This window comes from Ruegeria sp. CK2 (assembly GCF_056536585.1).
The window spans coordinates 352,921-368,125 of the sequence record NZ_JBQFPW010000002.1 but is presented as its reverse complement, the minus strand read 5'-3'; the positions used below and the strand labels follow the sequence as shown (position 1 = coordinate 368,125).

The 15,205-nt window shown below is 57.4% G+C and carries 14 protein-coding genes and 1 tRNA gene; 13 read left to right on the top strand and 2 right to left on the bottom strand.

All coding sequences use genetic code 11. From position 1 onward, the window contains the following. Positions 1 to 13 precede the first annotated feature (13 nt). The 3 genes from ACR0BU_RS04955 to ACR0BU_RS04945 all read left to right on the top strand — a co-directional run bounded on the left by ACR0BU_RS04955 (position 14) and on the right by ACR0BU_RS04945 (position 2,623). Positions 14 to 1,486 carry a flavin-containing monooxygenase gene (locus ACR0BU_RS04955; protein WP_480735926.1) on the top strand — a complete coding sequence of 491 codons (1,473 nt, stop codon included), beginning with the start codon at positions 14 to 16 and terminating at the stop codon, positions 1,484 to 1,486. 1 nt (position 1,487) lies between these two features. After that, entirely contained in the window at positions 1,488 to 2,474 is a 987-nt protein-coding gene (locus tag ACR0BU_RS04950) for an alpha/beta fold hydrolase (RefSeq protein ID WP_480735928.1), read from the top strand. 72 nt (positions 2,475 to 2,546) lie between these two features. Then, positions 2,547 to 2,623, top strand: a tRNA-Met gene (locus ACR0BU_RS04945). Between the two features lie 103 nt (positions 2,624 to 2,726). Here ACR0BU_RS04945 and ACR0BU_RS04940 read toward each other — a convergent pair. Beyond that, positions 2,727 to 3,287, bottom strand: coding sequence for a ZrgA family zinc uptake protein (locus ACR0BU_RS04940; RefSeq protein ID WP_480735929.1), 561 nt, complete (start codon positions 3,285 to 3,287; stop codon positions 2,727 to 2,729). A 248-nt stretch (positions 3,288 to 3,535) separates the two neighbouring features. On the opposite strand from ACR0BU_RS04940, the gene ACR0BU_RS04935 reads away from it, so the two are divergent. From ACR0BU_RS04935 to speB, 10 genes are all read left to right on the top strand, one after another. Next, the gene (locus ACR0BU_RS04935) at positions 3,536 to 4,807 is read left to right on the top strand and encodes an imelysin family protein (protein WP_480735931.1); all 1,272 of its coding nucleotides are present in this window, start codon (positions 3,536 to 3,538) and stop codon (positions 4,805 to 4,807) included. 134 nt (positions 4,808 to 4,941) lie between these two features. Then, complete coding sequence (locus ACR0BU_RS04930) at positions 4,942 to 5,235, top strand: (2Fe-2S)-binding protein (protein ID WP_299077892.1); 294 nt, start codon at positions 4,942 to 4,944, stop codon at positions 5,233 to 5,235. Beyond that, on the top strand, positions 5,183 to 5,668 hold the full coding sequence (gene bfr, locus ACR0BU_RS04925) for a bacterioferritin (protein WP_120632217.1): 486 nt from the start codon (positions 5,183 to 5,185) through the stop codon (positions 5,666 to 5,668). Before ACR0BU_RS04930 ends, bfr begins: the two co-directional genes overlap by 53 nt. Then, positions 5,628 to 7,175, top strand: coding sequence for a di-heme oxidoreductase family protein (locus tag ACR0BU_RS04920; RefSeq protein WP_480755731.1), 1,548 nt, complete (start codon positions 5,628 to 5,630; stop codon positions 7,173 to 7,175). Before bfr ends, ACR0BU_RS04920 begins: the two co-directional genes overlap by 41 nt. 2 nt (positions 7,176 to 7,177) lie before the next feature. Beyond that, positions 7,178 to 8,188, top strand: coding sequence for an imelysin family protein (locus tag ACR0BU_RS04915; RefSeq protein ID WP_480735932.1), 1,011 nt, complete (start codon positions 7,178 to 7,180; stop codon positions 8,186 to 8,188). A 3-nt stretch (positions 8,189 to 8,191) separates the two neighbouring features. Next, on the top strand, positions 8,192 to 9,280 hold the full coding sequence (locus tag ACR0BU_RS04910) for a DUF1513 domain-containing protein (protein ID WP_480735934.1): 1,089 nt from the start codon (positions 8,192 to 8,194) through the stop codon (positions 9,278 to 9,280). A gap of 100 nt (positions 9,281 to 9,380) precedes the next feature. Next, on the top strand, positions 9,381 to 11,270 hold the full coding sequence (gene speA, locus ACR0BU_RS04905; protein ID WP_480735936.1) for a biosynthetic arginine decarboxylase: 1,890 nt from the start codon (positions 9,381 to 9,383) through the stop codon (positions 11,268 to 11,270). 23 nt (positions 11,271 to 11,293) lie between these two features. Then, complete coding sequence (locus ACR0BU_RS04900) at positions 11,294 to 12,517, top strand: saccharopine dehydrogenase family protein (RefSeq protein WP_480735937.1); 1,224 nt, start codon at positions 11,294 to 11,296, stop codon at positions 12,515 to 12,517. A gap of 82 nt (positions 12,518 to 12,599) precedes the next feature. After that, positions 12,600 to 13,769, top strand: a complete 1,170-nt coding sequence (gene nspC / locus ACR0BU_RS04895; RefSeq protein WP_480735938.1) for a carboxynorspermidine decarboxylase — start codon at positions 12,600 to 12,602, stop codon at positions 13,767 to 13,769. Further along, positions 13,766 to 14,608, top strand: coding sequence for an agmatinase (speB, locus tag ACR0BU_RS04890; protein ID WP_480735939.1), 843 nt, complete (start codon positions 13,766 to 13,768; stop codon positions 14,606 to 14,608). The genes nspC and speB overlap by 4 nt, the downstream gene beginning before the upstream one ends. Here the strand turns inward: speB and ACR0BU_RS04885 are convergent. After that, the gene (locus tag ACR0BU_RS04885) at positions 14,605 to 15,195 is read right to left on the bottom strand and encodes an HD domain-containing protein (RefSeq protein ID WP_298933517.1); all 591 of its coding nucleotides are present in this window, start codon (positions 15,193 to 15,195) and stop codon (positions 14,605 to 14,607) included. The two genes, speB and ACR0BU_RS04885, sit on opposite strands and share 4 nt — an antisense overlap. Positions 15,196 to 15,205 lie beyond the last annotated feature (10 nt).

Genomic DNA, 15,205 nt, shown 5'->3' with positions numbered 1-15,205 from the left:
AAGGAACAGGCAGATGGATCACAGCACAGAAATGCTGATCGTTGGCGCCGGTTTCTCGGGTTTGACCATGGCGATCGAGGCCAGGAAACGCGGCATCAAAGATATTGCGATCCTTGAGAAAGCAGACGACATCGGCGGTACGTGGCGCGAGAATACGTATCCCGGTGTGGCTTGCGATATCCCGTCTCACTTGTATTCGATGGCCACCCACCTGAATCCAGACTGGAGCCGCGCCTATGCTGGCGGCGCCGAAATTCTGGCCTACCTGAAAAAGATTACGCAAGACGAACGCTTGTACGATCTGTGCCACTTTCAACAGCAGTTGAAATCCGCCAAATGGGATGGCGCGCGCTGGCAGGTGGAAACACAGAACGGACAGCGCTGGTCCGCCCGTTTTTTGGTCTCGGCCATCGGCGCGCTGCACATCCCCAGCATTCCGGATATCCCGGGGGCCGATAGCTTTCCGGGCCCGTGTTTTCATTCGGCTGATTGGGACCACGACGTAGATATCGCTGGCAAACGGGTTGCCGTAGTGGGCACCGGCGCCTCGGCGGTGCAATTTGTGCCTGAAATTGCGAAGACCGCCGAACATGTCACTGTCTTTCAACGCAGCGCGCCTTACGTATTGCCGCGCCCCGATGGCCCGATTAGCCCCTGGACCAGACGTCTTTATGCGCGCATACCGCTGCTTCCCCGGCTGCGACGCCAGCTGATTTTCAGGGTGTTTGAATTCCGCCATCGTGTTTTTCGAGGTGAAGAGCGGATGGTAAATTTTGCGATGAAGATGTGGCGCAAGTCGCTGGAAGACGCCTTTCCAGATCCAGAGGATCAAGTGCGGCTGACCCCGGACTATCGAATTGGTTGCAAACGCATTCTAAGTTCGAACGACTGGTACCCAGCACTGGCCCGTGACAATGTCAGCATTGTCCCCAATGGCGTGGCATCGATTGACGGAAGCCGGATCAAAGCGGCGGGGGGCACCGAAACGCAGGCTGACATTTTGGTCTGGGGCACAGGCTTTCACGTGACCGATGCGACGGACGGGTTGGACATTACCGGCACAGACAATCTGACTTTGCGCGACGCGTGGGCAAACGGGATGCAGGCCAATCTGGGAACCGCGATTGCGGGCTTTCCAAATTTCTTCATCCTGTTGGGGCCGCACACGGGATTGGGCCATAACTCGGTTGTTCTGATGATCGAGGCACAGGTCGCGCATATCGGGCGTGTGCTGGCCGAAATGGCCCGTGACGGGTTGACGGTTATTACGCCGGACGCCGCAAAACAAGCTGCCTTCACGCGGGAAATGCAAGACCGTCACACCGAAAGCGTCTGGCAGGTTGGCGGCTGTACCTCTTGGTATCAGGATGCTGCCGGGCGCAATACAACGCTGTGGCCCGGAACTGTTGGTGAATATCAAAAGCGCATGGCACAATCGGGATTAGAACAGTACGTGACCGGCCCGGTCAGCCACGGAGAAACATGATATGACGACGATCCTGATCCTCATCACGGTTTTCGCTGCCTTCCTGATTGGCATGAACCTCTGGACCCGTCGGTTGACGCGCGAAGGCCATGAAACGGTGCCTCAGATGGGCAAGATCCTTCCGATCAACGGTGGTGCAATTCACTATGTCGAAAAGGGGGATCCTAAAGCCCAGACAATTGTCATGATCCACGGGTTGGCCGGTCAATTGCAGCACTTCACGTACGCTTTAATGGATGATCTGGCCGAGGATTATCACGTCATTGCCTTGGATCGCCCGGGATGCGGGTATTCGACCCGAGACACGGCTGATCTGGCGCGCCTGCCTGAACAGGCTCGGATGGTCGATGAGTTCCTTGAAGCCAAGGCGGTGTCCAGCGCTGTATTGGTGGGTCATTCGCTGGGCGGCGCGGTGTCTTTGGCCCTAGCGCTGGACAATCCCAGACGGGTTTCAGCCTTAGCGCTTTTGGCGCCCTTGACGCATAAGCTGGATGCAACGCCCGCCGTATTTAAACCACTGGAAATTCGCACTGAATGGCTGCGCAATCTGATCGGTCACACGTTGGCCGTGCCTTTGGCCGCCAAAATGGCACCACATACCTTAGGCGCCGTGTTTGATCCCGAAGTCCCGCCCGAAGATTTTTTGGATCGCGCCGGCGGTGCGCTTGGCCTGCGTCCTTCTGCCTTCATCACGGCATCGCAGGACGTTGTCGGGGTGGATGACAGCATCGGCGCACAAAACGCGCGCTACCCCGAGCTTCGGATACCGGGCGGCATCTTATACGGGTCACAGGATGCAATCCTGTCACCGTCTCAGCACGGAGCACCGATGACCAAATTCGGACTGACCGACGAAGAGATTGAGGGGCTGGGTCATATGATCCTGATCACCAAACCGGATGCCTGTACCGCGTTTATCCGCAAGATCGCAGGGGCCGCCGAATTGCCAGAGGTCTCCGCTCTGGAAACAGGCCCCGAAAACGCCTGAAAGAATCCACCTGGTTCAGGCTTTTCCCCCTTGACCCTCCCCGGTGCCTCCCTTAAATCGCCTCTCACTCGTGGCGGAGTAGCTCAGTTGGTTAGAGCAGCGGAATCATAATCCGCGTGTCGGGGGTTCAAGTCCCTCCTCCGCTACCAAATCACTCGCATCAAGCAAGCTACGAAAATGCGAAAGCAGCCTTTCCGGCGCCGAGTGCCGTGAGTTTTCAGAAATTCAGATGCGTCAATTGTTGCCAAGCATTCACTGAATGGCCGAAATATCCAGAATTGGTGTTGCTGGCGTGACGTCGAACGCGCGAATCTTGTCTGATAGTTCAACCCGTACCCTGAGTTCTTCCACGTTCTCAAAACGGTTAAAAAACGCAAATTCGATCGCGCCGAGCGCGTTCATATCCTGGCACTGAATGGCATAGTCGGCTTGGAATTCAGCATGATACTCATCCGCTCTGGTATCAGCCTCGCCCGCCTCATCTTCATCCTTCTTTCCGAAGCCTTCGTTTGTCAATATCACGTTGGCCGATGTCGTAATACACCCGGCGTCTTCGGAAATGACAAACAATTCTAATGGCTTAGATAAATCAGAAATGGCGACGGCAACCAATGCGCGGTCATCATCACTGTCGGCGGGTCTTTCGAACCCGATAATATCAAAGCTAGGGACTGCAAGTGAAAGAGTGAACTCGGCGCCCGCAAAAGCCATGTCCAACGATCCGGAACCGTGCTGGTGCCGAAAATCCAGTTGCGTTGCCTGGGCCGCCACAGCCGCCGGGCAAAGGGACAGTGCAAGAACAGCGCGCTTCATTAACCAAATACCACCACAATCAGAATCACGGCGATCAGTCTAACCCGAATCAAGGGGTACGCAATGCTCCCCTTACGTCCGGACTTCGCCAGATACGGGTAGTTTAGGCCCTTATTACAGAGATTATGGCAATCCCGACAATAAAACTCAGGTTGACATTGCTGACTAAATCACTCAGTTAAATGTCCGTGAAAACTGTGTGCCACCAGCGCGCGCTAGAGATGTCTGACAGGAAAGATACGAACCCCATGAACAAGTTATTAGTTGCCGCCAGCGCTCTGACTCTTTGTGTCGCAACCGCTGCCGTTGCCGGTGATGCGCCTGCAAAGGCAGACGTGTTGAACACTTATGCCAACATTGCCGAAGCCAAGTATGATGACAGCCTGATTGCTGCTAAATCTCTGCAGGCCGCTGTCAACGCTCTGATCGCCGATCCCTCAGAGGCGACCCTGAACGCAGCGCGCGCGGCCTGGATTGCAGCACGCGTTCCTTACCAACAGACCGAAGTCTACCGTTTTGGCAACCCAATCGTCGATGACTGGGAAGGTAAAGTGAATGCGTGGCCGCTGGATGAAGGCCTGATCGATTACGTTGACGCGGCTTATGGCGGCGCAACCGATGAAAACGAGTTTGCCGTCCTGAATGTTGTTGCCAACCCCAGCTTCGAGCTGTCTGGTGAAACCATTGACGCAACCGGAATCACTCCGAAACTGTTGGGCGAAACCCTACATGAAGCAGACGGAATCGAAGCCAATGTAGCAACGGGCTATCACGCCATCGAGTTCCTGCTGTGGGGCCAGGACCTGAACGGCCACGGCACTGGTGCGGGCAACCGCCCAGCGACCGATTATACCCAAGGCGACGATTGCACCGGCGGCAACTGTGACCGTCGTGCCCAATACCTGAGCGCGGCGACCGACCTGCTGGTCAGCGATCTGGAATGGATGGCGGCCCAGTGGGCTGAGGGTGGCGATGCCCGTGCGGCCCTGACCGAGAACGAAGCAGCTGGTGTCAGTGCAATTTTGACCGGCATGGGGTCGCTGTCCTATGGCGAACAGGCCGGTGAGCGGATGCGTCTTGGCCTGATGCTGAACGATCCGGAAGAGGAGCATGATTGCTTCTCGGACAACACGCATAATAGCCACTACTACGACGGTCTTGGTGTGCAGAACGTTTATCTGGGCAGCTATACGCGTATCGACGGTACACCTGTCTCCGGCGCGTCGCTGGCGGACCTGGTGATTGCAACCGACCCCGCGCTGGACGCCGAAATGAAGGTCAAGCTGTCGAACACGATGCAGGCTCTGGGTCGCCTCAAGTCGACCGCCGAGGCAGGTTTCGCCTATGATCAGATGCTGGAACGCGGCAACGCCGGTGGCGAAGCGCTGATCATGGGTGGCGTCAATGGTCTGGTCGACCAGACCAAGACGATCGAGCGCATCGTAACCGCCCTGGAATTGGATCAGATCGAATTTGAGGGATCGGATAGCCTGGACAACCCTGACGCTGTCTTTCAGTAACTCATAAAACTGTCGGGAAACATGCTTGAAACCGTGTTTCCCGGCGCTTGTGTCACGCCTTATTGTTATTGCAAGCAGATCCAAAAACATTAACTTACTATTTAAGTAAGATACCTGAAATCGGTCGAGTCGCCATGATCGTATGCCACTGCACAAATATCTCTGACCATGACATTCGTTCCGCCATTGATTGGATGCGGACGTCAGATGCTCAGACAATTATCACGCCCGGAAAAATCTACCATGCCCTTGGAAAATCGGCGGATTGTGGCGGGTGCATGCCCCTTTTCCTAGACACAATGCGGTCAAACGATAATCTTGAAGTACCCATGCAACTTCGTGCGCTACGCACCGGAGTAACACAGGAGAGTGCAGATGAAGGGCGACCCAAAAGTCATCGACTACCTAAACAAATCACTGCGGCATGAATTGACGGCGGTCAGCCAATATTGGCTGCATTACAGATTGCAAGATGACTGGGGCCTGAGCGGTATGGCCAAGAAAAGCCGCGAGGAAAGCATCGAAGAGATGCAGCACGCCGACAAGCTGATCGAGCGCATCTTGTTCCTGGAAGGACACCCCAACCTGCAGAAGCTTGATCCTCTGCGGATCGGTCAGACTCCGAAAGAAACACTGGAATGCGACCTTGCTGCCGAAATCGATGCACGGGCGCTTTACAAAGAAGCCCGCGAACACTGTCAGAGCGTCGGAGACTATGTGTCGATGGCCCTGTTCGAAGAGTTGATGTCCGATGAAGAGGGACATATCGACTTTCTCGAAACGCAGCTCGACCTGCATGAAAGGATCGGCGAAGCCAACTATGCGCAACTTAACGCGTCGACAATGGACGAAAGCGAGTAACCTTCTCGCTGTGTCGGTGGCCACCTTGTTGGCCACTCCTTCTCTGTCAGCTGAGCTGCAGGATTCTCATCTCAAGGTTATCCCCCGGACTGACGCCGAACGCGCCCGCATTTCTGCGGTCACTAGCGTGCCCGATGACTTTCATCAGCCCCAGAAGTTCGAGGAGCTGTCAGCCGGGGCCGCGACAGTGCGCGCGCGCAACAACGCCGATGCGTTTTCGCAGTCTTCCGGCAACTTGGAATTCGAGCAAGAGCTGGATTTCAAAGTTGGCAACGGATTGTTCAAGAAAATCTGGGTCTCGTCGCCGTCATCGACGCTTGCGTCGGATGGGTTGGGACCGCTCTATAATGCGCGTTCCTGCCAGAGGTGCCACATAAAGGACGGGCGCGGGCATACGCCAAACGGGCCGGATGACAACGCCATTTCGATGTTTCTGCGGGTGTCCATTCCGGGAAATGTCGATGCCGGTTATGCCGAGATTGAGGACTATATCGCCACCCGGCCTGATCCGAATTACGGCGGCCAAATGCAGGATTTCGCGCTGGCGGGCTATCCAGCCGAGTACCGGCTGGACATCACGTATCAGGAAGTTCCGGTCGAACTGTCCGAAGGTGAAACTGCATCGCTGCGTCGCCCCACCTACAAGGCTGCTGATCTGGGATATGGACCGCTACACCCGCAGGCAATGCTCAGCCCTCGGGTGGCACCCCAGATGATCGGGCTGGGCCTGCTCGAGGCGATTCCGGTCGAGGATTTGCTGTCCAAAGCCGATCCGGATGATCTGGATGGGGATGGCATTTCAGGTCGACCCAATATCGTTTGGTCGGTCGAGTTTGGCGAACCGATGATGGGTCGATTTGGGCACAAGGCCGGGATGCCCACCGTGATGGAGCAATCAGCGGCGGCCTTTGCCGGCGATATCGGCATTTCCAGCCCGCTCTTTCCGGACCCGCACGGGGACTGCACCGAGGCTCAGATCAAGTGTGTCGCCGCCCCGCATGGGGATCAGGATGTGCGCGTGTTTGAAATCGATCAACAGGGTATGGATCTGGTGGCGTTTTACAGTCGCAATCTGGGCGTTCCCGGACGTCGGGACGCGGATGATCCGCAGGTGTTGCGCGGCAAAGAAGTGTTCCACACCTCTGGTTGCGTCGCTTGCCATACGCCTGCCCATGTCACCCACCGCATGGAAGACCGCGCTGAACACAGCTTTCAGCTGATCTGGCCCTACACCGACCTGCTGTTGCATGACATGGGCGACGGTCTGGCCGATAACCGCCCCGAAGCCCGCGCCACGGGGCGGGAGTGGCGCACGGCGCCGCTGTGGGGCATTGGTATGACCGAACGTGTGTCGGGGCACACTCAGTTCCTGCATGACGGGCGGGCGCGCAACCCGCTCGAAGCGATTCTTTGGCATGGGGGCGAGGCACAATCATCCCGCGATACTGTTGTGACCATGCCCAAAGCTGATCGTGACGCCCTGATCCGTTTTCTGGAGAGCCTTTGACCATGCGCGCCCTAGCCCTGATCCCCCTTCTTTTGTTGCCTTTTTCTGCCGCATCCCAGGATCGCACTCCAATCCTGACGGATGTGGCCGAAGCCCACATATTACCCCGCTTTTCGACACTGGCTGAAGCGACAGAGGTGTTGACGACAACTGCCCGAACAGACTGCGACCCGGCCTCAGCAAACCTGCGGGCCGCATATGGCAGTGCTTTTGATAACTGGATTTCTGTCAGCCACCTGCGGTTCGGCCCCACTGAAACCGAAGATCGGGCTTTTGCTATGGCATTTTGGCCCGACACGAAAGGCTTCACACCCAAGGCGTTGTCGCAGCTTATTGCTGATGAAGACCCGGCCGTGACCAATGCCGAAGCCTTTTCGCACATATCCGTTGCAGGCCGTGGGTTTTTCGCCTTGGAACGTATGATCTACGATCCCGCGTTAGTGGAACAGGGGACTGCTGCGTATCGCTGTGCACTGATCCAGGCGATTGCGGCGGATATTGATGCAAATGCCGATGCGATTGACAATGATTGGCAAAGCTATGCTCCGACGCTGACACAGCCCGGCGCGAACAGCCGCTACCGCACACAGGACGAAGCAATGCAAGAGCTGTTCAAATCGCTGTCCACCGGTCTTCAGTTTACTGCAGACACGCGGCTCGGCCGGCCGTTGGGAACGTTTGACCGCCCTCGCCCCAAACGGGCCGAAGCGCGCAGGTCCGAGCGATCCTTGCGGCATGTTGAACTGTCGCTGATCGCATTGCGAGACCTTGCCGTGCGCCTGTCCGTTGACCACCCGGAAATCGCTGAAGATCTGGACATGTCCTTTGGGATCGCGATTGGCGACGCCCAGTCCATCGACGATCCGGCTTTGGCCGGGCTTGCAACACCTCAGGGTCGTTTTAGGGTTGAGGCCCTACAGCAATCGATCAACGATATTCGCATGATCACAGCGTCCGAGCTTGGTCCGACATTGGGCATCAGTGCTGGATTCAACTCACTGGACGGGGATTGATCCATGACCAGCCGCCGCCATTTTCTGGCCGGGCTCGCCGCTGCAACCCTGTCGCCCATTCGGGGTTGGGCATCGGTAGGCGCACCCGATTTTCTGGCGGCAGGTCTTTTCCCTGATGGTTCTTACCGGTTGGCCGGATTGGACGCGCAAGGCGCAATCCTGTTCTCACTGCCCTTACCCGCTCGCGGCCATGCCGCCGCCGCCCACCCGTTCAAAGCGCAGGCCGTCGCCTTTGCGCGGCGACCGGGGACCTTTGCGTTGGTCATCAATTGCGCAACTGGATCAGAATTAGCCGTGCTTCAAGCGCCCGTCGGACGCCATTTCTATGGCCATGGAGCGTTCTCAGCGGATGGTGAACGGTTCTATGCAACCGAGAATGATTATGAGGCCGCGGAAGGTCGGGTCAGCATCTGGGATGCCAACAGTTTTGTTCGACTGGGTGAGTTTTCCTCGGGCGGCATAGGCCCGCATGACATGCGGCTGATGCCAGATGAAAAAACACTGGTCATCGCAAATGGTGGGATAGAAACCCACCCGGACACCGGACGCACCAAATTGAACCTGCCGACAATGCGGCCCAATCTGACCTATGCTAACCTGTCAGGCACCCCGCTTGCACAGATGGAGCTGCCCAGCGCTTTGCGCAAAAACTCGATCCGCCATCTGGCAGTCCGAGGCGACGGTTTGATCGCGTTTGCCATGCAGTGGCAAGGCCCTCAGACCGACCATCCGCCCCTCTTAGGCCTGCACTGGCGCGGTGAAAACCCACGCCTGTTAACCGCGCCCGAGGCTGATCAGGCCGCTCTGCAAGGGTATGCGGGCAGTGTCGCGTTTTCGACCGATGGCCAGGCAATCGCGATCACCTGTCCGCGCGGTAATGCGCTGCATCGATTTGACGTGGCCAGCGGAACGTTTGAAGACGAGTTTGCGCTCGAAGACGTCTGCGGTTTGGGTAGCGGCGCGGACGGGGGGGTGGTGTTTACCACCGGGACAGGTGTTTTCGGCACACTGACTGGCACGCAACCTGCAATCTCGGCGCGCGCGGATTGCCAGTGGGATAACCACCTGATCCCGATCCGCCGGCACGTGTGAAATTCGGCAATCTCGGTCGCATAGTTTACACTTGGAAGAATCGAACTGCTGCCGTATGGGCGGTGCGTAACTGCCACCCGAACAGCAAGGACTGATCTGATTGAAACAGACGCCCGCCGCACCGCATTCCGTCTACGGGGTTGAGAAATGGGGTAAGGACCTCATTGAGGTGACGGAGCAGGGCGAAATCGGCCTGCGCAACCCGATGGCGCCCGAGGCCGCAGCGATCAGCCTACCGGGCATTCTGCAAGATCTGGACGAACGCGGCATCAAAGCGCCGATGATCCTGCGCGTCAGTTCTTATCTGGAACACGAGATTGTCCATATCAACGAGAGCTTTCGCAATGCAATTGAACGCACCGGATATAGTGGCAGATATCGCGGCGTTTTCCCGATCAAAGTGAACCAGCAAGCACAGGTCATCGACCGGATCGTCGAGTTCGGCAAGAAATACAATTACGGGCTTGAGGCCGGATCAAAGCCGGAACTGGTTGTGGCCCTGGCCCATCGGTTGGCTGGCGAGGCGCTGATTGTCTGCAATGGCGTCAAAGATGCCGAGTTCATCCAACTGGCCATCCTCAGCCGCAAGATCGGGTTCAACACAGTCATCGTATTGGAAAGCCCGAAAGAGGCCGACACGGTGATCGAGGTCTACAATGAGCTGGGCATCGAGCCCCTGATCGGCGTGCGGGTGAAACTGACCAACCAGATCAGCGGGAAGTGGGAAGAAAGCTCGGGTGATCGATCTGCCTTTGGCATGAACACTGATCAGCTGGTCGCTGTGGTGGACAAGCTGAAAGCAGCCGGTTTGCTGCATTGCCTGAAACTACAGCACTCGCATCTGGGGTCGCAGGTTCAGGACGTGAACGATGTGCGCCGCGCCGTAGGCGAGGCCTGCCGCTATTACACCGAACTCACGCGCGAAGGCGTGCCGCTGACTCATCTGGACCTCGGTGGAGGCATGGGCGTGGACTATACGGGCGAGAAGAAAGCTGCTGAGAACTCGATCAACTATACGGTCGAGGAATACTGCGCCAACGTGGTCGAAACTGTGGCCTATGCCATGGACGAGGCCGAGGTGGATCATCCTACGCTGGTCACCGAAAGCGGCCGCGCAGTGGTGGCAACATCGTCGATGCTGGTATTCAACGTGCTGGAAAGCACTTTGTATGACGCACCCAACGGACCAAAGGTCGAAGCGGACGATCACCATCTGGTCTCAGATCTTGCGGCGATCAACGGCTATCTGAGAAGCGACCGCTTGCAGGAATGCTGGAACGACGCGAATTTCTATCGCAATGAGCTGCGCGCGCTGTTCCGCCGCGGCTATGTCGACCTGCGCCAGATGGCCCGCGCCGAACGCATCTACCTGTCGCTGATGGCCCGCCTCAAGACGCTCGCAGCCAGCGACGATCTGGAAACTGATGTGGACGATCAACTTGAGAAGGTGGCGGACATCTACCACTGCAACTTCTCGCTGTTCCAGTCGCTGCCTGATGTCTGGGCGATCGACCAACTTCACCCGATCGTACCATTGCAGGGCCTGAACCAAACGCCTGATCGTCGCGCGGTGCTGTCGGACATTACTTGCGACAGCGACGGGAAGATCGACCGGTTCATCCTGGCCGACGGTGTCTCGCCCAGTCTGCCCGTGCACTCACTACCCGAAGATCAGGAATATCTCATGGGTGTTTTCTTTGTCGGGGCCTATCAGGAAACGCTGGGCGATCTGCACAACCTGTTCGGCGATACCAACGTCGTCACCATTGACCTCCGCACAGACGGCGGCTTTGACCTGCTACACGAACAAGAGGGCGACACGATCAGCCAGGTTCTGTCCTATGTAGAATTCGACCCAAACGACTGTGTTGCCGCGTTTCGCAAAATGGTGGACCAGGCGATCTCGACCGGTACTCTGAAAGCCAGCGAACGCAAAACCCTGATGAGCGCCTATCGCGACTCGATCAACGGCTACACCTATTACGAATAACCCCCTGAGAGGAGATCACCCCCATGGGAACTTTGAGTGGCAAAACACTGGTTGTTGGCGCAGGCGGCGTATCCCACGCAGCCGTGCACAAGATGGCGATGAATTCGGATATTTTCACCGAAATCACTCTGGCTAGCCGGACTAAATCAAAGTGCGACGCCATCGCCGCAGCCGTGAAGGATCGCGTCGGTGTTGATATCGATACCGCCGAGTTGGACGCCTACAAGGTCGAAGACACGGTCAAACTGATCAAGGAAACCGGAGCTGAGCTGCTGGTGAACCTCGCCCTGCCGTACCAGGATCTTGTACTAATGGATGCATGTCTTGAGGCGGGCATCCACTACCTCGACACCGCGAATTATGAGCCCGAAGATGAGGCCAGGTTTGAATACCACTGGCAATGGGCCTATCAGGAACGGTTCAAAGCGGCGGGCCTGACCGCCATCCTCGGCTCGGGCTTCGATCCGGGCGTGACCAGCGTCTTCGCCACCTGGCTAAAGAAACACAAGCTGGACACGATCCGCCAGATAGACGTGCTGGACGCCAACGGCGGCTCCAACGATCAGGAATTCGCCACAAACTTCAATCCCGAGATCAACCTGCGCGAAGTGCTGGCCGAAGTGCGCCACTGGGAAGGCGGCGAGTGGAAGCATTCCCCCGCCATGACCCATAAGGTCGAGTTTGACTTTCCCGCCATCGGCCCCAAGAACATGTACCTGATGTATCACGAGGAACTGGAGTCGCTCTCGACCCACTTCCCCGAGATCGAGCGCGCCCGCTTCTGGATGACCTTCGGAGACGCCTATATCACCCACGCCAAGGTGCTGGAAAACGTTGGCATGACCCGCATCGACCCGGTAATGCATGACGGCAAGGAAGTCATCCCGATCCAGTTCCTGAAAACCCTGCTGCCCGATCCCGGTGATCTGGGAGCGGAAACCAAAGGCAAAGCCTGCATCGGCGACATCGCCACAGGTCAGGCCAAGGACGGTTCAGGAGAAAAAACCTATTACATCTACAACATTTGCGACCATGAGGAATGCTACGCCGAGGTCGGTAGCCAGGCCGTCAGCTACACCACCGGCGTCCCCGCCATGATCGGCGCAGCGCAGGTGCTGAAGGGCAACTGGGCCCAACCCGGCGTGTGGAACATGGAACAGCTGGATCCGGATGACTTCATGGACATGCTGAACACCCACGGCCTGCCGTGGCAGGTCCACGAACTGGACGGCCCGGTCGAGTTCTGATTCGCAAGCTTCATCTGGCTAAAAATATCCCGGGGGTCCGGGGGCAGAGCCCCCGGCCTCTCCTCCAACGGAGACGCCGACTATGTCCGACATGATGACCACGCAAGCCGGTGATCCGGGCGCGTTTCGCGCCTTCGACCTAAGCCGTGTGCCCAGCCCGTGTTTCGTGGTCGACGAAAAAGCCGTTGAACGGAACCTGCGAATCCTGTCCGACATCGGCACAAGGTCCGGTGCCCATGTCTTCAGCGCACTGAAGGCGTTTTCGATGTTCTCGCTTGCCCCGCTGGTGCGCCAATACCTCGGTGGCACCTGCGCCAGCGGCATCTTTGAGGCCCGTCTCGGCCGCGAAGAATATGGTGGAGAAGTCGCCACCTTCTGCGCTGGCTACAAAGACGCAGACATCGACGAGATCCTATCGCTGTCCGACCACATCATCTTCAATTCCCCGGTGCAAAAGGACCGGTTTCTGGCTAAGGCGCAGGCCGCAAACGTGCAAGCCGGCTTGCGCATCAACCCCGAACATTCCGAAGGTGAAGTCCCGAAATACGACCCCTGTGCACCCTGTTCGCGCCTCGGTACGCCGGTCAGCCAGCTAACCGCAGAGGCCCTTCACGGTGTCGATGGCCTCCACATGCACACGCTCTGCGAACAGGGGTTTGAACCTTTGCGGCGCACATGGGAGGCGGTCGAGCCAAAACTCAAACCGTTCCTGGGTCAGCTCAAATGGCTGAATTTCGGCGGCGGCCACCATATCACCCGCGACGACTATGATCGCGAAGGGCTGATCGCGTTCATCAAGGACATCCGAGAAAACCTTGGCGTCGACGTCTATCTTGAACCCGGCGAAGCCGTGGCGTTGGACGCGGGCATTCTCGTTGGCGAAATCCTCGATCTACCAACAAATGGTATGAACCTGGCGATCACCGATATCTCGGCCACCTGCCACATGCCCGATGTGATCGAAGCCCCCTATCGCCCCGCCCTGATGAACGAGGTCGAGGCAGGCCATACCTACCGTCTGGGTGGCCCGTCCTGTTTGGCCGGTGACGTGATCGGCGACTATAAGTGGGACAAACCGCTGGAGATCGGCCAGCGCTTTGCCTTCCTCGATCAGGCCCATTATTCGATGGTCAAGACCAACACGTTCAACGGCGTGCCCCTGCCCACCATCGCCCTGTGGAATAGCGAAACGGACGCGCTGAAAATCATCAAGCAGTTCAACTATGACGACTTCAAAGAGAGACTCTCATGAGCATTTTCCTCGACAGCGAACTGACCGAGGCCGAACGCACCGAAGGCGCGCGTTTCCGCGTTATTCCGGTGCCGCTTGAGCGCACGGTCTCCTACGGGTCTGGCACCGCCAAAGGCCCCGACGCCATCATCGAGGCCAGCAATGAACTGGAACGCATCACCGGCCACGCCGAACCCTGCGTCGAGGGCATCTTTACCGAAGCGCCCGTCGATTGCGATGCCTCTCTATCTGAGATCATGGAACGCATCGCCCAGCGCACCGAAGCCGCCATCCGCGCTGGCAAAGTGCCAGTTACGCTGGGCGGAGAGCATTCGCTCAGCTATGGCGCTGTGATGGGCGTAGCGCGCGCCCTGAACCAGCCAATCGGCATCGTCCAGATCGACGCCCATGCCGACCTGCGCAACGCTTATCAGGGCGAGAAACACTCCCACGCCTCAGTCATGCACCTGTTGGCCGAAGAAGGTATCCGACTGGCGCAGTTCGGCGTCCGGGCCTTTTCAACCGAAGAGGCACAAAGTCGTTTGAAAAACCATGTCTTCCATGCCGACGCCGAGGAACTGGTGACTGGCAACATCCATGCGGTCGACTTGCCCGATGACTTTCCGGAACTGATCTACGTCAGCTTTGACGTAGACGGGTTGGACCCGTCGCAAATGCCTGCCACCGGCACGCCTGTGCCCGGTGGGTTGGGATACTATCAGGCGCTACGACTGGTCGAACACGCATTGAAAGGCCGCAGATGCGTCGGGTTCGATGTGGTCGAATTGGCCCCTGACGACAATACGGCTTGGGACTTCACCGCCGCGCAGATCGTCTATCGCCTGATGGCAGCCTGTTAATCCTCAGCCGTTTCGTTCAGTTCCATATGCCCTTCGCCCTTGTTCAACACGCGGCGCAGCATGGGTTCAAAGAATTCTAGCGGCTTCGTCGAATAATTTGGGTCAAACGCTTTCTGATCATACTCATGGCAGAAGTAGCGACAGTCTTCCCAATACGGGCTGTCGCGATACTTGTCGCGGGCATTGCGGTCACCGCCCAGATGGTGGTTGTAGTAGTAGCCCTGAAACACGCAGTGATGCTTGAGGATCCAATGAGTTTTCTCGCTGACATAGGGCTTCATCATCGCTGCTGACAGCTCACCGTGATTGTAGGGCGACAAGATATCGCCGGTATCATGGATCAATGCCGCGACTACGAGTTCTTCTTCCGCGCCATCCTCATAAGCCCGAGTCGCCGCTTGCAGACTGTGTTGGTAGCGATTGACCGGATACGGCGTCGAATCCTCATCTAAGGATCGGATTGCATCGAGAATTCGGTCTGGCAAAGCGGCATTATAAGCCTCTTCATACTCCATGACCGCATCCCAATCAGCCTTGGTTGCCTCTTCAAAACTGGTCCAAGTAGGCTTGTGGCTTTTGTCCAGCATCGCTTGTCCT